Origin of the sequence: Arthrobacter halodurans (genome assembly GCF_041877255.1) — a bacterium.
Lineage (GTDB): Bacteria > Actinomycetota > Actinomycetes > Actinomycetales > Micrococcaceae > Arthrobacter_N > Arthrobacter_N halodurans.
This window is the reverse complement of sequence record NZ_JBHDLJ010000010.1, coordinates 109780-131421: the sequence shown is the minus strand read 5'-3', so window position 1 is coordinate 131421 and position 21642 is coordinate 109780. Positions and strand designations below refer to the sequence as shown.

Below are 21642 nucleotides of genomic sequence, written 5' to 3'. Positions count from 1 at the left end.
CCGGCGGGCCTACGAGGACGCCGGCGGGAACGACATCCCCTGGCTCATGGCCGAGCTCGCCGGACTGGACCACACCCCGGCCCGGGACCCCGGCCTCCCGCGGCCCCGCCCCGCCCGCACAACCACGCCACCGCGCCGCCCCCGGGTCAGGGCGATGCGCAAACGCCTGCCCGTCCCGACCCCGACCACCAGCCCCGGCATCCCCGGCACCGGCACCGGCGTCGTTCAGGGCCAGGGCGCCGGGCAGGGCGCCGGGCAGGGCGCCGGGCAGGGCGTCAGGCAGGGCGTGGGAGCTGTACCGCCCCGCGCGGACCCGTGGGCCGCATGGACCACACCGTCCGGATTCGACCCGAACACACCGGAACCACCCTTCTAACGGCGCGGGCTACCGGCGGGCCGACCGCCCAATGCCCCACCGTTCTGACGGATGCGCTACTCCTAGCAGCCGAACGCCCAAGACCCTACTTTCAGGGGAACCGTCCACGGTCGCTGCCTTCCGACGGAACCTCGATGTCCCTCGCGAGGGCGCTCTCAAACCTCCTGAGACGCAAACAAGCGGCGGACCACCGTTCGCGTGGTCCGCCGCTTGTTGATCTCGAGAGCATGATGTGTCGCCGTCATGTCAGCGACAGGCGCCGAGAGCGAGAGACGTGTGAGGTCCCCCTCTCGACCGGGCCTACACCCCTCGAGGGATGTGGGAAGGCCTACTTGGCCGGAAGGTCGAGCTTCTCGCCAACGAAGATCATGTGAGGATCGGCAACAACATCCTTGTTCAGCGCGAAGATGGCCTTCCAGCTGTTGATGTCGTGCTTCTCGGCGATCTTCGCGAGAGTGTCGCCGGTCTCGATCTTGTGGTCAGCGCCGGAATCCTGAACGTCGACGGGCAGCTGGTGTGCGTGGCCCGAGGCCTGCTGCGGTGCAGCCTGCTTCGGAGCCGCCTGCGGAGCAACCTGCTTCGGGGCCGCCTGCGGGGCAACCTGCTTCGGTGCGGCCTGCTGCGGAGCCGCCTCGGCCTGCTCTGCACCAGCGCTAGCCGTGGAGCCTTCGGTCCCGGAGAGACCCAGCTTGGCGGAGCATGCCGGCCAAGCGCCCCAACCCTGCGTCGCCAGCACCTTCTCCGCGACGGCGATCTGGGTGGACTTGCTGGCGTTCGCCGGGTTGCCGGTGCCGCCGAAGGCCTGCCAGGTGCTCATGCTGAACTGCAGACCGCCGTAATAGCCGTTGCCGGTGTTGATGGACCAGTCCCCGGTGGACTCGCACTGGGCGAGGGCATCCCAAGTGGACGTGGAAGCTGCGGAGGCGGGTGCCGCCCCCAGACCCGCCGCGCCGCCGGCGAGGGCAAGTGCTGCGAGGCCGCCGGTCACACCGGCACGGGTGAAACGGGACTTCTTCGTGGACTTCGAGTTCGCGTGCTGGATCATGATTTCTCCAGGGGGCCACCCAGCGCTCAGACCGTCCCCGGCCTTCTTTGCACTCTCGTCCGGCGTCGACATCGACATTGGTTCGGGCCGGCCCCGTGGACGAGGATCGGGTACGGGCCGCCCGCTTATTCCGATCGATCCCCTCGGGGCGTTACCGGAACGTGATAATCCAACGTAACGTGGCCACCGGGGGGCCCGTCAAATCGACCGCCTGCCCCACCACGGGTGGCACACGCCGTTGACCAGCCGCTTAAGGATCCGGGGCGGCACGCGCGGAGCCGACCCCGCAGCGGGGGCATGTGAGACATACGACGGCACCAAGATGCCGCGGCTCGTCAGCCCTCGCCGTCCCCACCCACGTTGACTTGGTATGTCTCGAGACGACAGATGCTGGGACCGTCGAAGATGAAGGCGTCGGCAAACACGAAATCCAAGATCCGACCCCCAGTGAAGGCCGCCCGTCCGCGGCCGAAAGCGACCACGCAGTCGCCCTCCTCCACGAGGCCCTCGATCGTCAAGGACGGACGGCCCTCGAAGGCGGGGTTAGCGATCTCACGTTCGAAGGCCTCCTTGCCCCGCAACTCCCTGTACCCATGCAGCACCCACACCACGTCGTCCGTCAGGCACCCGAGGATCATGCGGTGATCGCCCTGCCTGAATCCCTCGATATAGGTCTCCACGACCCGCTTCCGCGCTGACATCATGCCTCCCCGACCGCCCGCGTCTCGTGGAGCCCTGTCCCCGAGCCCGGGCCCGGCCCGGGAAGTGCATTCCGCCACGCGGCGGACGCGGACCCTTGGGCGAAAGATAGCACCGCGGTCGGCCGGGCTCCAGACCGCGCGAAGATCAGTGAGCAAGTCTTGACCACTCATTGGCGGAGGCGTATTTTTTATTCAACCGCAAGGTTGATCAAGAGATAAGTTGAATACACATGCAGTCCAGCGACGAAGACGATGCGCTCGACCGGGCCTTTCTGGCTCTTGCCGATCCCATCCGTCGCAGGATCATCGCCCGCCTGAGCCGGGGACCGGCCACCGTCAACGAATTGGCGGAACCCTTCTCCATCTCCACACAGGCCGTTTCCCGGCATATCCGGGTTCTGGAGCACGCCGACCTAGTCACCCGTTCGCGCGACGCGCAGCGCCGGCCGGTGCACCTCAACCCGGCCAGGCTCGAGGCGCTCACCGCATGGATCGACCGCTACCGGCTGGTCCGCGAGGCCCAATACCGAGGTCTCGACGCGGTGCTTCACCAACTCCATTCAGAACCCGGAGAACCGGGTCCGCCCTAATCCAAGGGACAAAGCATGGGCAACACACTGAAACTCACCGTCCCCGACGGCCTACCGTTCATCGATTGGGAGCGGGAGTTCGACTTCCCCGTCGCGGACGTCTTCCGGGCGCACGGCGACCCCTCCCTCATCACCCAGTGGCTCGGTCCCCGCGGGACGAATGTCGTCATCGACCACTACGACTTCCACACCGGAGGCGGCTTCCGGTATTCGCACACGGGGCCCGACGGCGCGTCCTACGTCTTCAGCGGAATCTTCCACACCGTCCGCGAGAACGAGTTCGCCGTACAGACCTTCGAATACGACGGCTATCCGGACGTCGTCAGCATCGAGTTCGCGAGCTTCGAAGACCTCGGCAACGGCCGGAGCCGACTCCGGGGACATGGCGTCTACCCCAGCATGGCGGCACGCGACGGCATGGCATCCTCCGGCATGGAAGGCGGCATGTCGGACGGCTACGACCGTCTCGAGGAACTCCTCGGGCAACAGGGCCGCTGACAGCACGCCACAGAGAGGACAACGCCATGGACTGGACCCTGGAGGTCGTCGTCGTTCCCGTCGGTGACACCGCGCGGGCCATCGAGTTCTACCGCGACCGCATCGGCTTCACGCTGGACCACCACACCGTCAACGAGACGATGGACTTCGCCCAGCTGACCCCGCGCGGCTCGGGGTGCTCGATCGTCGTCGGATCCGTGCCTTCGCCGCACACCATGACACCCGGGTCGCTGCACGGCCTCCAACTCGTGGTGGCGGACGCGGCCACCGCCCGCGAGGAATTGCTGTCCCGCGGGGTCGAGGCGGGCGAGATCATGGTCCTGGACGAGCGCGATGGGGGCACGTTCTTCGACTTCGCGGATCCGGACGGCAACACCTGGGCCGTGCAGCAACTGCGGGCCAGGGCAGACAAGCCGCTCATTCCCCGGGACCACCGCTAACCGCAGCCCGAGGCGTCCCTACTCGTCGTGTCCCTGGTCCCCGCTCATCGACCCCTCCGCGGGCGGCGTCTCTCCCGGGGGCACTCCCCCGCCGGGTTCCAGCCCCGTGATCTTCTGGGTCTCCGGATCGGGATTCGAGGTCTTCGCCTGTGCGTCCGGGTCTTGCGGAACCCCGTCCGACGCATCCCGGCGCGCCTCGGCGTCGTGCTGGCTGTTGTGCCGGTCTCCCATGGTCAATCCCTTCCTCGGTGACGGCTGGTGCCCCTCCAACCTAGGGACAGACCCGGCGCCGGGCAAGGCCCCCGCCCCACCGGAACGCGGAAAGCCGGAGGAAGTCTGGCGGGTCCGCCGCGTCGCCGCGAGCGGGTAACTTGTCAGGAGGACAAGACCGCCGAGCAAGGAGGAGCCATGGCTTCAACAGACACCGCCGAGAGCCACGACACGGCGCTCTCCAAGGACAAGGCCCCGGCCCCGGAGAGCGCCGCCAAGCCGGACACCCCGCCGGACATCGACAAGCCCACCTGGAAGTACGTCGCCGGCCGGGCCGGGCGGGAGTTCAGCAGGGACGAATGCACCGACCTCGCCGCGGCGCTGACGTACTACGCCGTGCTTTCGCTCTTCCCCGGATTGCTGGCGCTGGTCTCCCTGCTCGGCATCGTCGGGCAGGCCCAGGCGACCACGGACTTCATGATCGACACGATCGAATCGTTCTCCTCCGGCGGGGTCTCCGACACCATCCGCCAGCCGATCGAGCAGCTCGCGACGTCGGGCGGGGCCGGGCTCGCGTTCTTTGTTGGCATCGCCGGCGCGCTGTGGTCGGCCTCCGGGTACGTGGGCGCGTTCGGGCGAGCCATGAACCGGATCTACGAGGTCGACGAGGGCCGTCCGGTCTGGAAGCTCCGCCCGCAGATGCTGCTGGTCACGCTGGCCATCGTCCTGTTGGCCGTGCTGGGGGTGGCCATCCTTGTGCTCTCGGGACCGGTCGCCGAGGCCGTCGGCAACGCGATCGGCCTGGGCCCCACCACCGTGGCCGTGTGGGACATCGCCAAGTGGCCCGTGCTCGTGGTGATCGCGGTGGCAACCATCGCGGTGCTCTACTACTTCACGCCCAACGTCCGCCAGCCGAAGTTCCGCTGGATCAGCCTCGGGGCCTTCGGCGCCCTGCTGGTGTTGGCGATCGCCACCGTCGGCTTCTTCTTCTATGTGTCGAACTTCGGCAACTACAACAAGACGTACGGCTCCATCGGTGGCGTGATCGTGCTGCTGCTGTGGATCTGGATCGGCAACATCTCGCTGCTCCTGGGCGCCGAGTTCGACGCCGAGCTCGAGCGGGGCCGCCAGCTGCAGGGCGGCATCGCCGCCGAGGAGTCCGTGCAGCTCCCACCGCGCGCGACGGACGCGAGCGTGAAGAAGCGCGACGCGCTCCAGGAGGACATTTCCGAGGGGCGCAAGCTGCGCCTCGGCGAGGACGGCGCCGCCAAGGACGGCCTGGACAGGGACGACGACGGCATCCCCACCCGCACGCCGACCGAGGACAAGATCGTCTGGGGCGTGCTGGCCGCCGGGCTGGGCGCCGCGGCCCTGGCCGCCGCCGTGTCGCGCAGGAAGCGCGGATAGACCGGCGGCGGGTTCCCCCGGGGGGTCTCCCCCCGGGGGAGACTACTAGGCCCCGAGGACGCCCTTGATCTCGCCGACGAACGCGTCGAGGTCCCCCGGGTCGCGCGAGGTCACCAGGGTGTAGCCCTGCATGTCGCAGCGGACGACGGCCTTGTCCAGCCACTCCGCGCCAGCGTTCACGGCGTCGGTGCGCACCGAGCGGTACGACGTGAGCATCTTGCCCTGGGCGAGGCCGGTCTCGATGAGGAGCCACGGCCCGTGGCAGATGGAGGCCACCGGTCGCCCCGAGGAGGCGAAGGCCTTGACGATGCGCTGCGCGTCCTCGTCCAGCCGGAGCGAGTCCGCGTTCAGCGTGCCGCCGGGAACCACCAGCAGGTCGAACTCGGCGGGGTCGATGTCCGACATGGCCCGCTCGGCCTGGACGTCCTCACCCGGCTCCGCGTCGCCGATCAGGGTCTTGATCGGTCCCGCCTTCTGTGCGGCGACGGTCACGGTCGCGCCGGCCGCGCCCAGCTCCTCGAGGGGAACCATGAGTTCGTCCTGCTCCACTCCGCTGTTGGTGGAAACGAAAAGGATCTTCTTGCCTGAAATCTCTGCCATGGTGTTCTCCTGAATCCGTCGGGTCCCCTTACGCTGTCATCGCGCCCGGCGCGGGGCAAGCGGCGTTCGCTCCTCGCGGACCCGGCACGACGGCGGCGCCGCGCGGGAATAAAGCCCGCCTGCCGCGCCGGTTTCCCCGTCGTTTCTACGAGCGGCCGAGGACGTGCCGCAGCGCCGACTCCAACGAACGGTGGCGGAACTCGTAGCCGAGGGACTCGATCTTCGCCGCGGAGACCCGCTGGTCCGCGTGCGCGAGTTCGCGCGCACCCTGCTCGCCGAGGAGCAGGCGCGGCCCGAACTCGGGGACGCGGACGGCGGCCGGACGCCGCACCACGCGGGCCAGGGTCTTGGCGTACTCCCCGGCCGTCACCGGCTCCGGGGCCACCGCGTTGACGGGGCCGGCGACGGGATCCTCCAGCGCCGCGAACGCGTGGATCCCGATGATGTCGTCGATCCCGATCCAGCTCTGCCACTCGCGCTCGCCCAACGGACCGCCGACGCCGGCGAGGTAGATCGGCAGCAGTCGCTGGAGGATGCCCCCCGCGGGCGTCTGGACCAGCCCGGTCCGCACGGTGACGACGCGGACGCCCGCCTCCCGCGCGGGGTCGCATGCCTGCTCCCAGGCGCGGCAGACATTGGCGAGGAAGTCGTGCCCGGCGGAGGCGTCCTCGGACAGCGGCCGGGTGCCGGAGTCACCGGTGCCCGGACCGCCATCGTCCGCGGTCCCGCGCGCCTCGGGCGAGGCGCCGTAGTAGCCGATGCCCGAGGCACACACGAAGGTGCGCCGCCGGCCGTCGCCGGCGAGCACGCCGAGCGTCCGGGCCAGGAGGGCGGTCCCGGACGTCCGGCTGGAGAGGATCCGCTGCTTGGTGCGCGGCGTGAAGCGGCCGCCGATGGGTTCGCCGGCCAGGTTGACGACGGCGTCGCAGGCGGCGAGGTCGGCGGGGTCCAGCTCCCCGGCCTCGGGGTCCCACCGGACCTCGTCGGCGTGCCGGGCGGGACGGCGGACCAGCCGCAGCACGCGGTGCCCGCCGCCGGCGAGCAGGGCGCAGAGCTGCGTGCCGATGGTGCCGGACGCGCCGGCGACGGCGATGGTGCGCGGCGTCCCGGAGTGCAGGGCGTGGAAGCGCAGGTCCCCGCGCAGCTGCCGCTCGCGGTAGGCGAAGATCCGCCGCAGTTCGCGGGTGAAGAGATCCTCGGACCAGCCGACGGCCTTGTCCCAGCGCAGGGACGAGGCGAGCGGCAGCTCGAACTCGATGCGGTCCACCATGACGGTCCCGGGCGCGCCGGGTTCCCCGGAATCCCTTGCCGTCGCATCGTCGAACGTGTGGGTGTGCTCCCAGCGCGTCAACGGACCGGATTCCATGACGTCGGTGAACGAGCGGCCCGGGTCGAGCCGGGTGTGGCGGGCGTGCCAGAGCAGTTCGGGCCGCGCCCAGCCGGGAAGGTGCAACGCCTGTCCCGCGGCGCCGGCGACGGCCCCGGCGGCCATGCCCAGGGATCCCGGGGCCCCGATGCCGAGCACCGCCGTCGAACCGACCTCGATCCCGCGGCTGGGTGCGCGCCGCACGCTCCCGGAGAACGGCGGGCTGAGCCGCGGCAGGGCCCCCGGACGGGAGAACCAGGCGAAGACGTCCTCGCGGGCGTGGGGCAGGACGGTGGTGTGCTCGAAGACGGCCATCCCCCCACTATTGCCGATGCCCGCCGCGCGCGGTAGCGATGTGACCGGAGACACCCCGCGGGCCGCCCGGCTCAGGCGACGGCGCCGCCGAGGAACGCGAACGAGGCCCACGCGGAGCCGCCGATGACGGCGGCGAAGCCTGCCAGCCACAGCAGCGCGGGCGTCCCCGTCATGCGGCCCAGGATGTGCGCGTCGGAGCTGGCCGCCTGACCGCGGCGCCGGTAGACGCGGGCGACCTTGAACCAGTCCTTGACGGATCCGACGACGAGCGCGATCCCGAGCGCGAGGACCACGTAGGCCACGGCCTCGCGGGGCGTCCAGATCACGAGGGCCTGCGCGACGGCCGCGCAGGCGATCGCCACCAGCATGCCGGCGGCGTTGCGGATGAACAGCAGCGCGACAAGCAGCAGGAGCGCGCCGACGGACAGGGCGGCCCCGGCCCACCCGGACGTCCCGGCCCAGATCAGCGCGGTGCCGGCCACCGCCGGCGCGGGATAGCCCCAGAAGCCCGCCCACGCCGCGCCGGCCGTTCCGCGACCGTGGCTGATCATCTCGCCGGAGTGGTCCAGGCGGAGGCGGATGCCGCGCACGATCCGTCCCGTGCTCATCGCCGCGAGCGCGTGGCCGAGCTCGTGGACGAACGTCACGTAGAGGCCGAACCACCGCCACGTGAGCCGCGGCACGGCGAGCGCGACGGCGGCGGCCACGATCAGGACGATGGTCAGGGGCTCCGCGTGCAGGGGTGCGCCGCTGGCGAAACCGGCGAGCATGGCGTCCCACCATCCGGCCCACCAGCCGCCGTCGGACCCCTGGGCGGGGGCTTGGTTCAAGATCTTCACCCATCGAGGGTATGACACGCCCCTGTGAGGAATTGTTGCCCGGGGACCCGCGTGCTCAGCCGCCTCACAGCAACCAGCGGTTAGCCTTGGACGGTCAGGCAGGGCACGCCGCACGGATGGTGCGCCCTGGCTTCACGTCACGCCACCGGAGGAAGAACTTGAGGACACGCCCCAGCCCACGCCTCGTGGCGCTGCTGGCGGCCGTCCTGCTCCTGCCGCTGATCGTCGTCGCCGGACTCGCGGTGTCGGCCGGAACCGGGGCTGACGGGGCCGGGGCTGACGGAACCGCGGCCGAGGCGTCCGACCGCCACTGCCCGGACGACTTCCCCGTCTCGGCGTGCCATCCGCGCTCTGAGTTCCCGGCCCCGGCGCCCGGCGCGGCGCCCCGGCCGGATCTCGACACCGCCTGGGGCGTCCCCGGGCCCACCGCGTCCAGCGCCGTGCCGCGGTCCGGCGTGCCGCACGATCCGGCGCCGGACCTGATCGCACTGTCCATCAGCCGCACCTAGGCCGCTCCCCGTAGCACCGACGGTCCCGCGCGCCATCCACCGGCGCCCACCCTCACGAGCCCGGAGGCACCGTGCCCCACCACCCCGAAAACCCCGGTTCCCTGCCGGAAGCGACATCCACCATCCCCGAACCCCTAGCCGCGCCGGCGCCCGCGCCCGCGCGCGGGCCGCTCCGCGCGCTGGCCATCGCCCTGGCCGTGCTCGTCGTCGCGGCCGGCATCGGCGGGTGGATGCTCGGCACGCTGAACCCGCGGACCGGCTACCCGACCGAACTGTCCGCCGACGCCGGCTTCGCCCGGGACATGCAGACGCACCACAACCAGGCCGTGCAGCTCTCGCTGATCGTGCGGGACCGCACGGACAACGAGGCGGTGCGGTCGATCGCGTACGACATCGCCACCACGCAGGCGCAGCAGTCCGGGCAGATGTTCGCCTGGCTGCGGCTGTGGGGTCTTCCCCAGACGGGCGACCGTCCCGCCATGGCCTGGATGGAGGACATGGTCACGGAGGACGCGGCGTCCCACGCGGGGCACGGGACCCAGGACCACGGCATGTCCTCGATGGGCATGGCGTCCGCGGCCGACATCGAGCGGCTGTCCGCGGCCAACGGAACCGCCGCGGACCGGCTGTACCTGCGGCTGATGATCCGGCACCACCAGGGCGGCGTCGCCATGGCGGAGGCGGGGCTCGCCAGGGCCCAGAGCCCGCTCGTGCTCGACCTCGCACGGAAGATGGTCGTCGCGCAGGAGTCGGAGATCAACGCCATGGACGCCATGCTGGAGCGCCTCGGTTGATGGGGCGACGAGCCGACCCACCCACATCCAGTCACCAAGACCAACCCACCCACGAACGGACCATGATGGACAACCACAAGAACCCCGCCCCGTCGCAGCGAGCGCGGGCGCAGGCCGTCGTCGCCCAGCAGCAGCGGAAGGCGAAGCGCACCAAGGCCCTCACCATCGGCGTCGCGGCCGCCGCGGTGTTGGCCATCGCCGTGCCCACCGCCGTCGTCATCGGCAGCCAGGCCGCGGAGCGCGATGCCCTCGCGGCCGCCGCGGCCCAGCCGATCGAGGGCGTGCAGACCTTTGAGATCGCCAGCTCCAACCACACCGAGGCCCCGGTGAGCTACCCGCAAAGCCCCGGCGTGGGCGGGGACCACTTCCCCGGGTGGGCGAACTGCGGCGTCTACGACCAGGAGGTCGTGGAGACGCACGCCGTGCACTCCCTGGAGCACGGGGCCGTGTGGATCAGCTACAGCGAAGACGCGTCGACCGAAGACGTCGCGGCGCTGGAGGAGCTCGTCGGCGAACGCACCTACCTGCTGCTCAGCCCGTTCGCGGCGCAGGAGGAGCCCATCAAGCTCAGCGCCTGGGGCTCCCAGCTGGCGGTCGACTCCCCGACCGATCCGCGCGTCGAGACGTTCATCCAGAAATACCGGCAGGGACCGCAGACGCCCGAGCCGGGCGCGGCGTGCACCGGCGGCATCGACGGCTAGTCCGCGGGCCGGCCGTCCGCCGCGCGGGCGCCCTGGATGTGGAAGTTGAAATCGGCGTGGCCCAGGGCGCCCCAGAGCCTGATCCAGAGCGGCAGCACCATCTCGGGACCCCGCGCGGTGCCGATGTCCCCGAGGTCGATGACCGCGGCGCCCGGCCAGCCGAAGCTGAACAGCAGCTCGCGGACGGCCGTCTTCGCGCCGTCGTCGTTCCCGGACACGAAGACATGGTGGTCCCCGGGCACCCGGCCGGGATCCACCATGATCCGGCAGTTCATGGTGTTCAGGGTCTTGACGACCCGCGTCTCCGGGAAGCGCCGCTGGATCGCCTCGCCGAGGCTGTCCGTGTTGACGGGGTCCAGGACGGGGATCCCGCCACCCGACGTGTCGAGGGGATTGGCCACGTCGACCAGGATCTTTCCCCGGAGGTTTGCGGCACCCGCGGCGTCCAGGGCGGCGAGGCTGGCCCCGCCCCGCGTGGCGTTGACGACGACCTCCCCGTGCGCGGCCGCGTCGGCGAACGCCGCGAGGCGCACGCCGGCCCTGTCCTCCAGCCAGGCGGCGAAACCCGATCCGTCCTCGGGCGTCCGGGCGAGCGTGGCCCCGGGGTCCCGCGTGCCCAGGACGACGTCGTGCCCGAGTTCGGCGAGCTTGCCGCCAATCGTCCGGCCGACGTCTCCGGTGCCGAGAACCGCGTACCGCATGGGTTTCCTCTCTCGGAGCGGGGGCGGGGTCCGCTCCCCTACGGGCCATGCTGGCCCCGTTGCGCCCGGTTGGCAAGGAATCGTCACCCGATCGTCACCGCCCCCGGGCACTCCCCGCCACCACGGTTACCTACGCTTAACGGGAACCGTCGCGTCAGGAGGGAACGCCCGTGGTCACCGCACCGTCACGTCTCTGGACCGCCGTCGCCGCCGCCGTTGCGGTGGCCGCGCTGGTCGCGGCGTCGTACCTGATGACCGGCAACCACCCGGACCTGGTCCGGGGTGGCGCGGGCGACGCCGCGGCGGATCCGGCGGTGGCGCTGGCCGCGGGGCCCGACGTCGTCGCGTTCGCGGTCGTCGGCGACTCGATCACCGCCGACCACGCCTACCCCCGCGACGTCCGGCGCCGGATGGTCGGCGAGCGCTCGTGGGTGAACTTCGCGCAGGACGACTCCGCGGTGTTCGTGGGCGGGTGGGCCGTCGGCGGGGCGAAGACCGCGGAGATGGCCGCCGGGATCGAACCGGTCGCGGCAGACGTGCTGGTCCTGATTGCCGGGACCAACGACATCTACGCGCGCGTCCCCTTCGCCGACATCGGCGCGAACCTGCGGCGCATCGTGGAGACGGTGGACGCCGGTCGTGTGCTGGTCTCCTCCGTGCCGCCGCGCAACGACTTCGCCGCCGAGACCGTGGCCTACAACGACTGGCTGCGGGGGTTCGTGCTGGAGCAGGGATGGGACTGGGTCGACGCCGGCGCGGGGCTCCGGGACGGCTCGGATCCCGGCCGCTACGCCCCGGGGCTCGCATACGACGGCGTGCACCCGTCCCTGGAGGGCGCCCGGGTGATCGGCTCGGCCATCCTGGCGCGCATGACCGACCAGCCGACGGCGTTCGACGGCGGGGAGTCCGGCCCGGGCGGGACCGTGGCCGTGACGCCCGCCCCGGAACGCTCCGCGCCGGCGGTTCCGGCGGGGATCCCGGCGGAATCCTAGGGCCGGCGCTACCGCATCGCCTCCAGTTCCTTGCCCTTGGTCTCCTCCACGAATTTCCAGACGAAGAAGAGGGACAGCAGGGCGAACGTGGCGTAGAGGCCATAGGCGAGGACCAGCCCGATGTCGGCCAGCCAGGGGAACGTCGTGGTGATGACGAAGTTGGCCAGCCACTGGGCGGCCGCCGCGACGGACAGGGCCACCGCGCGCATCTTGTTGCTGAACATCTCGCCGAGCAGCACCCACACCACCGGGCCCCACGAGGCGCCGAAGGACACCACGAAGAGGTTGGCGGCGAGCAGCGCGACCATGCCCCACGGCTGGGGCAGGGTGACGTCCTCGCCGCTGCCCGTGGCCTGGCTGAAGGACACGGCCATGAGTCCCAGCGCCAGCGTCATGCCGGCCGAGCCCGCGAGCAGCAGCGGCTTGCGGCCGATCTTGTCCACCAGCGCGATGGCGACGATGGTGACGGCGATGTTCGTCACGGAGGTGATGACGGTGACGGTGAACGAGTCGGCCTCGGTGAAGCCCACCGACCTCCAGAGGCTCGTGGAGTAGTAGAAGATCACGTTGATGCCGACGAACTGCTGGAAGACCGAGAGCAGGATGCCGATCCAGACGATCGGCAGGAGCCACGCGCGGCCGCCCGTCAGGGTGTGGAGTCCCTGCCGGGTCTCGACGTTGATGGTGGCCTTGATCGCGGCGATCTTCTCCTCGACGGCCTCCTTGCCGCGGATGCCCACGACGTCGCTCAGGACGCTGCCGGCCTTGGCGAATTCGTTCTGCGCCACCAGGTAGCGCGGGGACTCCGGCAGCCGCAGGGCGAGCATCCCGTAGAGGAGGGCCGGCGCGAGCTCGGTGAGGAACATCCAGCGCCACGCCTCGAGGCCCAGCCATGCGACCTCGCCCGCGCCGCCGGCCGCCGCGGCGATGAGGGCCGCGCTGAGGAGCGCGGCGAAGATGCCGGTCACGATGGCGAGTTGCTGCAGCGATCCCAGGCGCCCGCGGCTGTGGGCCGGGGAGACCTCGGCGATGTACGCCGGGGCGAGCACGGAGGCCATGCCGACGCCGATCCCGCCGATGAAGCGCCAGATGATGAGGTCGACGACGCCCACGCACAGGCCCGAACCCACCGCCGAAACCGTGAAGAGCGCCGCGGCGATCAGCATGGCACGGATGCGTCCCTGCCGGTCGGCCAGCGGCCCCGCGACCCAGGCGCCGACCATGGCACCGAGCAGGGCGCAGGACACCGTGAAGCCCAGGAGCACGCTGCTCAAGCCGAACTCGTCGCGGATGGCGTCCACGGCCCCGTTGATCACCGCGCTGTCGAAGCCGAAGAGGAAGCCGCCGAGGGCCGCCACCGCCGAGACCATGACGACGCGTTTCGATGTGGTGTTCAGGACTGTGGATTCGCTCATGCCCGTCATGCTACGCCGGGGCGCCGGGGCACGCTTTAGGCTATAAGCCCCGCCAACCCTCGAGGAGAACCATGTCCCGCCTGCTTGCCCCCATCGTCACCACCGCCGGCCTCGTCGGCGGCTTCAAGACCGCCCGCGCCACCGGGAACCGCCCGCTCGGGGGCGCCGTCCTGGCCGCCGCCGGGGTCGGTGCGTTCGTCCTGTGGCGGCGCGAGGTCGGGCCCGCGCGGGCCGCCGCCCTGACCGGTGTCTACCTCGCGGCGTTCGGCGCGTCGCACCCGCTGGCCAAGAAGATCGGCGCCTGGCCGGCCGTGTACTCGGTCGCCGGCGGGACCGCGCTGGCGTCGCTGCTGTTCGGCTCCGCCCCGCGGCGCTGAGCCGGACCGCTGCGCCGGTCCCAAACTGTCGGGCCCTGCGGCTGTACTGGAGTCGTTCAGTCAGCGGCGCGGTGTGCGGCGGACGGGAGGCGCTGTGGGGAGCGGCCGCCCGTGACGGGGGAACCCGCAGGCACCCGCTCCGAGGGCTGGGCTTCCCATCGGGAACCTGACCGGGCGGCCGCCGCGCTGGGGGGACGGGCATCGCGTCCGGTCAGGTTCCCTCCCGATCCCTGCCGCGGCGCGGTCCCGGCCCGCGGTCGATAGGCTGGGCGCATGCGATCCCCCATCGAGAGCTACCTGCGCCACCTGCACACCGAGCTCTCCCGCGTCACGGACGGGGTCCCGTTCCAGGGCATCCCGGCCATGGCCGCCGCCGACCCCCAGAACTTCGCGATCTGCCTCGCGACCGTGGACGGCTTCGTCTACGAGGTCGGCGACGCCGATACCGAGTTCAGCATCCAATCCATCTCCAAGCCGTTCACCTACGGACTGGCCCTCGAGGACCTCGGGCTCGACGCCGTCGACGGGAAGGTCGACGTCGAACCCTCCGGGGACGCGTTCAACGAGATCTCCCTCGCCGCGGACGGGCGGCCGGCGAACGCCATGATCAACGCCGGGGCCATCACCGCGACGTCGCTGATCAAGGGCTCCGGCGGGCGCGACCGCTTCGCCCGGATACTCGCCAAGTACTCGGACTTCGCCGGCCGCCAGCTGCACGTGAGCGAGCAGGTCTACCGCTCGGAACTCAAGACCGGGCACCGCAACCGCGCCCTGGCCCACCTGCTGCGCAGCTTCGGGATCATCGAGACCGATCCCGAGGCTCCGGTGGAGGACTACTTCCGGCAGTGCTCGGTCCTGGTCAACGCTCGCGACCTGGCCCTGATGGCCGCCACGCTCGCCAACGGCGGGACGCACCCGATCACCGGCAAGCAGGCGCTGGGCATCGAGGCCGTGCAGCGCGTGCTCTCCGTGATGACGACCTGCGGCATGTACGACGACGCCGGGGCCTGGACCAGCGCCGTGGGCATGCCCGCGAAGTCCGGCGTGGGCGGCGGCCTGATCGCCGTCCTGCCCGGCCAGGTCGGGCTGGCCGTGTACTCCCCGCCGCTGGACAGCCACGGCACGTCGGTGCGCGGCATCGCCGCCTCCCAGCGCATGGCCGAGGACATGGAGCTGCACTTCGTCCGGGCCGCGCGCATGGGCAAGTCGGCCATCCGCGACACCTACGACATCACCGACTCCCCCTCCGGAGTGCGCCGCAACGAGGAGGCGGTCGACGTCCTCGTCTCCCAGGGCCACCGGGCGCGCGTGGTGGAGCTCAACGGCGACCTGCTGTTCGCCGGCGCCGAATCCATGGTCCGCGCGGTCTCGACGCTGCCGGACGACGTCGAACTGGTCATCCTGGACGTCCGCCGCGTCGACGAGGTGAGCCAGGTGGCGCTGCGCATGCTCTGCGACCTCCGCGACGGGCTGGCGGCCGACCGCCGGCGGCTCGCGCTCATCGAGGTCGACGGCACGATCGCCGACGCCGTCTTCGGGGAGGACGCGGGCGAGGAGGTCCCGCTGTTCTCCACCCGGAACGACGCCGTGGAGTGGGCCGAGGAATGGATCATCGCCCGGCACGGGGACCCGGGACTGGTCCCGGACTCGGTCGCCGTGCCCGACTTCCCCGCGCTCGCGCCGCTGGACCCCGAGGAGATCGCGGCGCTCGAGGAGGCGATGGAGGAACGCACGATCGAGGACGGCGAGATCATCCGGCGCGTCGGCCAGAAGTTCGGGGGCATCTACCTGATCCTCTCGGGCAAGGTGGCCACGAGCAGCATCCACAATGGACAGCGGTACCGGCACGCCACGCTCGGCGCCGGGATGACCTTCGGCGAGATTGCCCTCGGCGCCACGGCCGGGCAGACGATCCGGGTCACGGCGCAGGGCCGCGTCCGGCTCAAGGTGCTGTCCTCGGAGGCGATCCACCGTCTCGAGGGGGAACGGCCCGAGTTGGCGCTGGACTTCTGGAAGGCCGTGGCCCGCGACGCGTACACCCGCGTGGAGCAGAACCTGAAGGAGGCGGCCGTCCGCGTCCGGGACTGATCGGTAGGGAGACCAACGACACGTTACTTGACTGTTCAACTTTATGTCGGGAACATCGTCGTATGACTTCTTCCCCGAACCAACACCTGCACGACTCGACCCTCACCGCCGCCCGGACGCTGCTGCGGCTGGTCATCGGCTTCCTGTTCGCCGCCCACGGCTGGCAGAAGTACTTCGAATGGACCATCGCCGGCACCCAGGGCGCCTTCGCCGAGATGGGCATCCCGGCGGCCTCGCTGGCCGCCCCCGCCGTCGCGACGCTCGAACTCGCCGGCGGCATCGCCCTGATGCTGGGGCTGCTCACGCGTCCCGTCGCGGCGCTGCTGGCGCTGGACATGCTCGGCGCGCTCGTCCTCGTGCACGCCACGGGCGGGGTGTTCGTCGCGAACGGCGGCTACGAGCTGGTGCTCGCCCTCGGCGCGGCGTCCGCCGCCATCGCGCTCCTGGGTGCCGGGCCGCTCTCGCTCGACCGTCTCCTGTTCGCCCGCCGCCGCTCCGTGCGGGCGTCCGCCGCGGCCTGAACGGTCAGCCGCCGGCGCCGAGCAGCTCCGGGGCCGCGCGCCGGCTGTGCAGCCGCATCTCGAGGTCGTTCATGACGATGGCCGCCAGGTCCTCGAGCGTCGCCACGTCCCGGGGGCCGAAATCCCGCGACTCCGTGTCCAACACGCACAGGGTGCCGAGGTTGTAGCCGTCGGACGTCTGCAGCGGAACCCCCGCGTAGAACTTGAGGCCGAACTCCCCCGCGACCAGGGGGTGGGTGAGCGTGCGGGGATCCGTCGGGGCGTCGTTCACGATCCACGCGTCCCGCTGGAGAATGGCCGAGGCGCAGAGCCCCGGGTCGCGGCCGATCTGCCGCACGTCCGTGCCGACACGCGACTTAAACCAGATGCGGTCCGTGTCCACGACGCTGATGATGGCCACCGGGACGCCGAAGATCCTCGCCGCGAGCGCGGTGATCCGGTCGAAGGCGCCGTCCTCGGGGGTGTCCAGGATCGCCTGGCGGCGCACGGCCGCCATGCGGCCCTCCTCCTCGACCGGTTCCAGCAGGGAACCCGCGCGGTGCCGGACGGACCCGAGGATGACCTCCTGGCGCAGCGCCAGGGACACATCCCGCGCGGAGGGACGGTCGGCCGGGTCGCGCCGCAGCATTGCCTCCAGCAGTTCCCGCCACGCCGGCGACAGTGTCTCCGGGACGCGCGGGGCCCGGAACAGCCGGGCGAGGGCTGATTCGAGCGGCGCGCCCGGATAGACCATCACGCCGGTCAGCCCCTCGAGGAGCACCAGGCCCAGCGAGTAGACGTCGCTGGGCGGGCCGACGGGTTCCTCGGCGACCTGCTCCGGGCTCAGGTACGCCGGCGTGCCGGAGGTCCCGCCCTCGTCGACGACGCGATCCTGTCCCACCGTGGTGGCGACGCCGAAGTCCGTCAACTTGGCCCGGGGCCGGCCGTCGCCGTTCCGGTAGTCCACCAGCAGGATGTTCGCGGGCTTGATGTCCCGGTGCACGATCCCGCGGTGGTGGATGTAGGAGAGACCGTCGGCCAGGTCGTGGCCGATGAGCGCCATGTGCGACGGCGACACCGGCCCGCTCCGCGCGTTGGCGCGGAGATCGTCGCCGAGGATCAGCTCCATGACCAGGTAGGTGCGCCGGTTCTCCCCGTCGCTCAGGTCCGCGCCGACGTCGAGCAGCGTGACGAGCGCGTGGTGGGCCAGTCCCGCGAGGATCTTCGCCTCCGCCTCGTGCCGGCGCAGCTGTTCCACGTCGCCGGGGCGGTCGCGGGAGACCTTCACGGCGACCTCGCGCTCGAGCAGCTCGTCGACCGCGCGGTAGACCGTGGAGCGGCTCCCCCGCCCGATCACCTCCGCCAGCCTGTACCGCCCGCTGAGCAGGCTCCCCGGCTCCATGCCTGCCATGCGCGTCCTTCCGTCCCGATCAGGACGGATCAGGTCCCCCGAAGTTCCTCTGGTGTCCCATCGTGTCCCAAGTTTCACGTGTAAGCCACGGGGCGCGCGCTACAGGCGGGTAACGATGTGGACCCGAACCGTCGGGGCGGGCTGTTAGATTCGGCTCGGGCCGCCGGAACACGTCCGGGTCCCGCCAGGGGAGGCACCGTTGTTCCTGCTTGATTCCGCCACGCCGGGGGCGCCCCGCGACCTCGTGTACTCCGCGAGCGACCTCGTCGTCGCGAGCGAGTGCGAATTCCAGGCGCTGTCCAAGCTGGATGTCCTCCTGGGGCTTCGGCCCCGGCCGGAGTTCGACGCCGACGAGATGCTCGTCCGCGCGGCCGCCCTCGGGGAGGCGCACGAGGCGCACGTGCTCGCGGACTTGGTCGAGCGGTTCGGGACCTGGGACGCCCGTGCCGGAACCGGCGTCGCCACGATCGAACGGCCCGCCGACCGGGGCCGCGCCGCGCTCGCCGAGCGGCACGACCAGACCCTGGACGCCCTCCGGGCCGGCGCCGACGTCGTCTTCCAGGCCACGTTCTTCGACGGGGCGTTCGTGGGTTTCGCGGACTTCATCGTCCGGCAGCCGGACGGACGCTACGCGGTGTGGGACAGCAAGCTCGCCCGCCACGCCAAGGTCACCGCCCTGCTCCAGCTCGCGGCCTACGGGGACCAGCTTCTGGCCGACGGCTTCGCCCCTTCCGACGAGGCGACGCTGGTGCTGGGCGACCTCCGGCACAGCGTCCACCCGCTCCCGGACCTGCTGCCGGTGTACCGCGAACGCCGCGACCGCTTCCTCGCGCTGGTGGGCGGCCACCGCGCCGGCGGCCGCCCCGTGGAGTGGGGAGGGAAGGGCATCACCGCCTGCGGCCGCTGCGACTACTGCGCCGTGGAGGTCGCCGCGCACCGGGACCTGCTGCTCGTCGCCGGCATGAGCCTCGGACAGCGCAAGAAGCTGCGCGGGCGGCGGCCCCCCGTCACCACCATCGACCAGCTGGCGGACCTGCCCGCCGACCAGGCGCGGGGCCCGCTGGCCCGGTTGCGCGACCAGGCCCGCCTGCAGACCGGCACGGACCGCGGCGACGGGACCGCGCCCGGCGTCGACGGCCTCGCCTACAAGGTCCTCGCGGGGCACACGCTCGGTCTCCTGCCCGCCCCCAGTCCCGGCGACGTGTTCTTCGACTTCGAGGGCGACCCGCTGTGGCAGGACCCGGCCGACGGCAGCTGGGGCATCGAGTACCTCTTCGGGGTTGTCGAGCACGACGCCGGGGCCCCGGCCTTCGTCCCGTTCTGGGCCCACACCCGCGCCGGGGAGAAGCGGGCCTTCCTGGACTTCGTGGCGTACGTCGAGGAGCGCCGGAAGGCCTGGCCGGACCTCCACGTCTACCACTACGCGTCCTACGAGAAGACGGCGCTGCGGAACCTGTCGGTCCGGCACACCGCCGCCGAGGAGACGGTCGACGGCTGGCTGCGCGACGGACTGCTGGTGGACCTGTTGGACACGGTCCGCCACTCGTTGAGGATCTCCGCGGACTCGTACTCGATCAAGAAACTGGAGCCGTTCTACATGACCTCCGGGCCCCGCGAGGGCGACGTCACGAACGCCGGCGCCTCGGTGGTCGCCTACGCGCGGTACGCCGCCGCCCGGGACGCCGGCCACGCCGCGGAGGCCGCGGACGTGCTGGCCTCGATCTCGGCGTACAACGAGTACGACTGCGTCTCGACGCTGCGGCTGCGCGACTGGCTCGCGGGCCTCGGCGCGGCGCACGCGGATCGGGGTGGACCTGCCGTCGCGCGCCTTCCCCGGCCGGAGGAGGCGCCGGAGGAGGATCCCCTGCCCGAGGAGATCAGGCTGCGGGAGTATCTGGACGCGCTCCCCGAGACCTCGTCGCCGGACACGGAGCTGGGGCGGGACCAGCGGGCGGTGGCCATGGTCTCGGCCGCCACCGGGTACCACCGCCGCGAGCGCAAGCAGTTCTGGTGGGAGCACTTCGACCGACTCGGCAAGGACACCGAGCAGTGGCAGGACACCCGGAACGTCGTGCTCGTGCACGAGGCCGAGGTCCTCGAGGACTGGCACAAGCCCACGGGGCGGGCCCAGACGCTGACCCGCCGGCTGCGGCTCGCCGGGACCGCCGCGGAAGGTTCCGACCTGCGGGAGGGGTCCACCTGGTTCGCCATGTACGGCCCGCCCGTGCCCGCGGGCATGGAGACCGAGGGGCACCGCGGCGGATCGTTTAATACGCTGATCGAGGCCGTCGGGCCGTCCGGCGACGCGGACGGCGTCGTGCTGCACGTGGCGGAGAGGACCAGGCGGGGCCAGGATCCTTACCCGCAGCTGCCCCTGGCGCTGACCCCGGACCAGCCGATCGCGACGAAGAGCATCGAGGCGGCGTTGAAGGAGTTGGCCAGCACCGTCGGCGGCGCGCTCCCCTCCCTGCCCCGCCACGCCGGACTCGACATCCTGCGCCGCCGCCCGCCGTCGCTCCGGGGCGGCGCGGCGCTTCCTCCCGTCCCCACGGACGCGTCCGGGCGGCACGACTACATCGGCGCCATCACGGCCGCCGTCGCCGACCTCGACCGGTCCTACCTGGCGGTGCAGGGACCTCCCGGCACCGGCAAGACGCACGTCGGCGCCCACGTCATCCACCGGCTCGTGCGGCGCGGGTGGAAGGTCGGCGTCGTGTCCCAGGGGCACAGCACCATCGAGCACCTGCTCGCCAAGTCCCTCGAGGCCGGCCTCGATCCCGAACTCGTCGCCAAGGAGCCCAAGTCCGGCGACACGGGGGTCAAGCCCTGGATCCACACGACCAAGAAGGCGCTCGCCGCGCTGCTGTCCGCCCCGGGCGGCTGCCTCGTGGGCGGGACGGCGTGGACGATGACGGGCGCGAACGTCCCCGCCGGGTCGCTCGACCTGCTCGTCGTCGACGAGGCGGGGCAGTATTCCCTCGCCAATACGCTGGCCGTCGCGCGGGCGGCCCGGAACCTGCTGCTTCTGGGCGATCCCCAGCAGCTGCCCCAGGTGACGCAGGGGACGCACCCGGAGCCGGTCGATGTGTCCGCGCTCGGCTGGCTCTCCGCCGGGCATCCGACCCTTCCCGGGAACCTCGGCTACTTCTTGGCCGACTCGTGGCGCATGCACCCCGCCCTGTGCTCCCGCGTGTCGCGCCTGAGCTACGACGGGAAGCTGGAGTCCGCCCCGGCGGCGCGGCTGCGCCGGCTCGACGGCGTCCCGGCCGGCGTCGAGACCGTCATGGTGGAGCACCGCGGCAACACCACGTCCTCGGCGGAGGAGGCCGCCGAGGTGGTCGACCAGGTCCGGCGCCACCTGGGGCTGTCGTGGGACGACGGCTCCGGCCACGCCCGGCCCCTCGTCGACGCCGACGTCCTCGTCGTCGCCGCGTACAACGCCCAGGTCAACCTGATCCGCTCCGAGCTGGCGCGCGCCGGCCTGGGAGGCACGCGCGTCGGCACCGTGGACAAGTTCCAGGGCCAGCAGGCGCCCGTCGTCGTCGTGTCCATGGCCTGCTCGGCCGCGGCCGAGGCCCCGCGCGGCATGGAGTTCCTGCTGAACCGCAACCGCATCAACGTCGCGGTGTCGCGCGGGCAGTGGCGGGCGGTGATCGTCCGCTCCCCCGAGCTGACCCACCACCTCCCCGGCCGGCCCGATAACCTCGCGGAGCTCGGCGCGTTCGTCGGGCTGTGCGCGGACGGGGCGGCGGCCATGGCCTAGCATG

21 protein-coding genes and 1 pseudogene are annotated in these 21642 nt (G+C 71.7%); 13 read left to right on the top strand and 9 right to left on the bottom strand.

Going from position 1 to position 21642, the window contains the following annotated elements:
- Positions 1–376 (top strand): annotated as a pseudogene (locus ACETWP_RS12705) (hypothetical protein); the annotation flags it as partial.
- Between the two features lie 328 nt (positions 377–704).
- Here ACETWP_RS12705 and ACETWP_RS12700 read toward each other — a convergent pair.
- Positions 705–1421, bottom strand: a complete 717-nt coding sequence (locus ACETWP_RS12700; protein WP_373972620.1) for a transglycosylase family protein — start codon at positions 1419–1421, stop codon at positions 705–707.
- A gap of 335 nt (positions 1422–1756) precedes the next feature.
- Complete coding sequence (locus tag ACETWP_RS12695; RefSeq protein WP_373972619.1) at positions 1757–2101, bottom strand: nuclear transport factor 2 family protein; 345 nt, start codon at positions 2099–2101, stop codon at positions 1757–1759.
- A gap of 251 nt (positions 2102–2352) precedes the next feature.
- On the opposite strand from ACETWP_RS12695, the gene ACETWP_RS12690 reads away from it, so the two are divergent.
- The 3 genes from ACETWP_RS12690 to ACETWP_RS12680 are packed head-to-tail and all read left to right on the top strand — an operon-like array spanning position 2353 to position 3650.
- Positions 2353–2712: an ArsR/SmtB family transcription factor gene (locus tag ACETWP_RS12690; RefSeq protein ID WP_373972618.1), complete on the top strand. Its 360-nt coding sequence runs from the start codon at positions 2353–2355 to the stop codon at positions 2710–2712.
- Positions 2713–2727: 15 nt separating this feature from the next.
- Positions 2728–3210 carry an SRPBCC family protein gene (locus tag ACETWP_RS12685; RefSeq protein WP_373972617.1) on the top strand — a complete coding sequence of 161 codons (483 nt, stop codon included), beginning with the start codon at positions 2728–2730 and terminating at the stop codon, positions 3208–3210.
- Positions 3211–3236: 26 nt separating this feature from the next.
- Positions 3237–3650: a VOC family protein gene (locus ACETWP_RS12680; RefSeq protein ID WP_373972616.1), complete on the top strand. Its 414-nt coding sequence runs from the start codon at positions 3237–3239 to the stop codon at positions 3648–3650.
- An 18-nt stretch (positions 3651–3668) separates the two neighbouring features.
- On the opposite strand, the gene ACETWP_RS12675 is transcribed toward ACETWP_RS12680, so the two are convergent.
- Positions 3669–3881 carry a DUF6480 family protein gene (locus ACETWP_RS12675; RefSeq protein WP_373972615.1) on the bottom strand — a complete coding sequence of 71 codons (213 nt, stop codon included), beginning with the start codon at positions 3879–3881 and terminating at the stop codon, positions 3669–3671.
- Positions 3882–4058: 177 nt separating this feature from the next.
- Here ACETWP_RS12675 and ACETWP_RS12670 point away from each other — a divergent pair, with 177 nt between their 5' ends.
- Positions 4059–5267: a YihY/virulence factor BrkB family protein gene (locus ACETWP_RS12670; protein ID WP_373972614.1), complete on the top strand. Its 1209-nt coding sequence runs from the start codon at positions 4059–4061 to the stop codon at positions 5265–5267.
- A 45-nt stretch (positions 5268–5312) separates the two neighbouring features.
- Here the strand turns inward: ACETWP_RS12670 and ACETWP_RS12665 are convergent, their stop codons facing one another.
- From ACETWP_RS12665 to ACETWP_RS12655, 3 genes are all read right to left on the bottom strand, one after another.
- The gene (locus tag ACETWP_RS12665; protein ID WP_373972613.1) at positions 5313–5867 is read right to left on the bottom strand and encodes a DJ-1/PfpI/YhbO family deglycase/protease; all 555 of its coding nucleotides are present in this window, start codon (positions 5865–5867) and stop codon (positions 5313–5315) included.
- A 145-nt stretch (positions 5868–6012) separates the two neighbouring features.
- Complete coding sequence (locus ACETWP_RS12660; RefSeq protein WP_373972612.1) at positions 6013–7548, bottom strand: TIGR01777 family oxidoreductase; 1536 nt, start codon at positions 7546–7548, stop codon at positions 6013–6015.
- 71 nt (positions 7549–7619) lie between these two features.
- A complete protein-coding gene (locus ACETWP_RS12655) occupies positions 7620–8387 on the bottom strand; it encodes a M50 family metallopeptidase (RefSeq protein ID WP_373972611.1) in 768 nt (255 codons plus the stop codon).
- Positions 8388–8545: 158 nt separating this feature from the next.
- Between ACETWP_RS12655 and ACETWP_RS12650 the strand changes: the two genes are divergently transcribed.
- The 3 genes from ACETWP_RS12650 to ACETWP_RS12640 all read left to right on the top strand — a co-directional run bounded on the left by ACETWP_RS12650 (position 8546) and on the right by ACETWP_RS12640 (position 10391).
- The gene (locus ACETWP_RS12650) at positions 8546–8896 is read left to right on the top strand and encodes a hypothetical protein (RefSeq protein WP_373972610.1); all 351 of its coding nucleotides are present in this window, start codon (positions 8546–8548) and stop codon (positions 8894–8896) included.
- A 71-nt stretch (positions 8897–8967) separates the two neighbouring features.
- The gene (locus ACETWP_RS12645; RefSeq protein WP_373972609.1) at positions 8968–9690 is read left to right on the top strand and encodes a DUF305 domain-containing protein; all 723 of its coding nucleotides are present in this window, start codon (positions 8968–8970) and stop codon (positions 9688–9690) included.
- A 62-nt stretch (positions 9691–9752) separates the two neighbouring features.
- Entirely contained in the window at positions 9753–10391 is a 639-nt protein-coding gene (locus tag ACETWP_RS12640; RefSeq protein WP_373972608.1) for a thioredoxin-like domain-containing protein, read from the top strand.
- Here ACETWP_RS12640 and ACETWP_RS12635 read toward each other — a convergent pair.
- Complete coding sequence (locus ACETWP_RS12635; RefSeq protein WP_373972607.1) at positions 10388–11092, bottom strand: NADPH-dependent F420 reductase; 705 nt, start codon at positions 11090–11092, stop codon at positions 10388–10390. The two genes, ACETWP_RS12640 and ACETWP_RS12635, sit on opposite strands and share 4 nt — an antisense overlap.
- 170 nt (positions 11093–11262) lie before the next feature.
- Here ACETWP_RS12635 and ACETWP_RS12630 point away from each other — a divergent pair, with 170 nt between their 5' ends.
- On the top strand, positions 11263–12084 hold the full coding sequence (locus ACETWP_RS12630) for an SGNH/GDSL hydrolase family protein (protein WP_373972606.1): 822 nt from the start codon (positions 11263–11265) through the stop codon (positions 12082–12084).
- A gap of 8 nt (positions 12085–12092) precedes the next feature.
- On the opposite strand, the gene ACETWP_RS12625 is transcribed toward ACETWP_RS12630, so the two are convergent.
- On the bottom strand, positions 12093–13499 hold the full coding sequence (locus ACETWP_RS12625; protein WP_373972605.1) for a sugar porter family MFS transporter: 1407 nt from the start codon (positions 13497–13499) through the stop codon (positions 12093–12095).
- A gap of 71 nt (positions 13500–13570) precedes the next feature.
- Between ACETWP_RS12625 and ACETWP_RS12620 the strand changes: the two genes are divergently transcribed.
- From ACETWP_RS12620 to ACETWP_RS12610, 3 genes are all read left to right on the top strand, one after another.
- Positions 13571–13876: a hypothetical protein gene (locus ACETWP_RS12620; protein ID WP_373972604.1), complete on the top strand. Its 306-nt coding sequence runs from the start codon at positions 13571–13573 to the stop codon at positions 13874–13876.
- Positions 13877–14149: 273 nt separating this feature from the next.
- Complete coding sequence (gene glsA, locus ACETWP_RS12615; protein WP_373972603.1) at positions 14150–15964, top strand: glutaminase A; 1815 nt, start codon at positions 14150–14152, stop codon at positions 15962–15964.
- Positions 15965–16026: 62 nt separating this feature from the next.
- Positions 16027–16485, top strand: a complete 459-nt coding sequence (locus tag ACETWP_RS12610) for a DoxX family protein (RefSeq protein WP_373972602.1) — start codon at positions 16027–16029, stop codon at positions 16483–16485.
- Positions 16486–16489: 4 nt separating this feature from the next.
- Here the strand turns inward: ACETWP_RS12610 and ACETWP_RS12605 are convergent, their stop codons facing one another.
- Positions 16490–17875, bottom strand: a complete 1386-nt coding sequence (locus ACETWP_RS12605) for a protein kinase domain-containing protein (RefSeq protein ID WP_373972601.1) — start codon at positions 17873–17875, stop codon at positions 16490–16492.
- Positions 17876–18074: 199 nt separating this feature from the next.
- Here ACETWP_RS12605 and ACETWP_RS12600 point away from each other — a divergent pair, with 199 nt between their 5' ends.
- Positions 18075–21638 carry a TM0106 family RecB-like putative nuclease gene (locus ACETWP_RS12600; RefSeq protein WP_373972600.1) on the top strand — a complete coding sequence of 1188 codons (3564 nt, stop codon included), beginning with the start codon at positions 18075–18077 and terminating at the stop codon, positions 21636–21638.
- Positions 21639–21642 lie beyond the last annotated feature (4 nt).

Excerpts from the sequence above, each read along its gene's own strand:
- ACETWP_RS12635 (WP_373972607.1), bottom strand. The coding sequence starts at position 11,092 with ATGCGGTACGCGGTTCTCGGCACCGGAGACGTCGGCCGGACGATTGGC.
- ACETWP_RS12610 (WP_373972602.1), top strand. The coding sequence starts at position 16,027 with ATGACTTCTTCCCCGAACCAACACCTGCACGACTCGACCCTCACCGCC.
- ACETWP_RS12680 (WP_373972616.1), top strand. The coding sequence starts at position 3,237 with ATGGACTGGACCCTGGAGGTCGTCGTCGTTCCCGTCGGTGACACCGCG.
- glsA (WP_373972603.1), top strand. The coding sequence starts at position 14,150 with ATGCGATCCCCCATCGAGAGCTACCTGCGCCACCTGCACACCGAGCTC.
- ACETWP_RS12640 (WP_373972608.1), top strand. The coding sequence starts at position 9,753 with ATGATGGACAACCACAAGAACCCCGCCCCGTCGCAGCGAGCGCGGGCG.
- ACETWP_RS12700 (WP_373972620.1), bottom strand. The coding sequence starts at position 1,421 with ATGATCCAGCACGCGAACTCGAAGTCCACGAAGAAGTCCCGTTTCACC.
- ACETWP_RS12675 (WP_373972615.1), bottom strand. The coding sequence starts at position 3,881 with ATGGGAGACCGGCACAACAGCCAGCACGACGCCGAGGCGCGCCGGGAT.
- ACETWP_RS12685 (WP_373972617.1), top strand. The coding sequence starts at position 2,728 with ATGGGCAACACACTGAAACTCACCGTCCCCGACGGCCTACCGTTCATC.
- ACETWP_RS12670 (WP_373972614.1), top strand. The coding sequence starts at position 4,059 with ATGGCTTCAACAGACACCGCCGAGAGCCACGACACGGCGCTCTCCAAG.
- ACETWP_RS12620 (WP_373972604.1), top strand. The coding sequence starts at position 13,571 with ATGTCCCGCCTGCTTGCCCCCATCGTCACCACCGCCGGCCTCGTCGGC.
- ACETWP_RS12665 (WP_373972613.1), bottom strand. The coding sequence starts at position 5,867 with ATGGCAGAGATTTCAGGCAAGAAGATCCTTTTCGTTTCCACCAACAGC.
- ACETWP_RS12605 (WP_373972601.1), bottom strand. The coding sequence starts at position 17,875 with ATGGCAGGCATGGAGCCGGGGAGCCTGCTCAGCGGGCGGTACAGGCTG.
- ACETWP_RS12690 (WP_373972618.1), top strand. The coding sequence starts at position 2,353 with ATGCAGTCCAGCGACGAAGACGATGCGCTCGACCGGGCCTTTCTGGCT.
- ACETWP_RS12625 (WP_373972605.1), bottom strand. The coding sequence starts at position 13,499 with ATGAGCGAATCCACAGTCCTGAACACCACATCGAAACGCGTCGTCATG.
- ACETWP_RS12660 (WP_373972612.1), bottom strand. The coding sequence starts at position 7,548 with ATGGCCGTCTTCGAGCACACCACCGTCCTGCCCCACGCCCGCGAGGAC.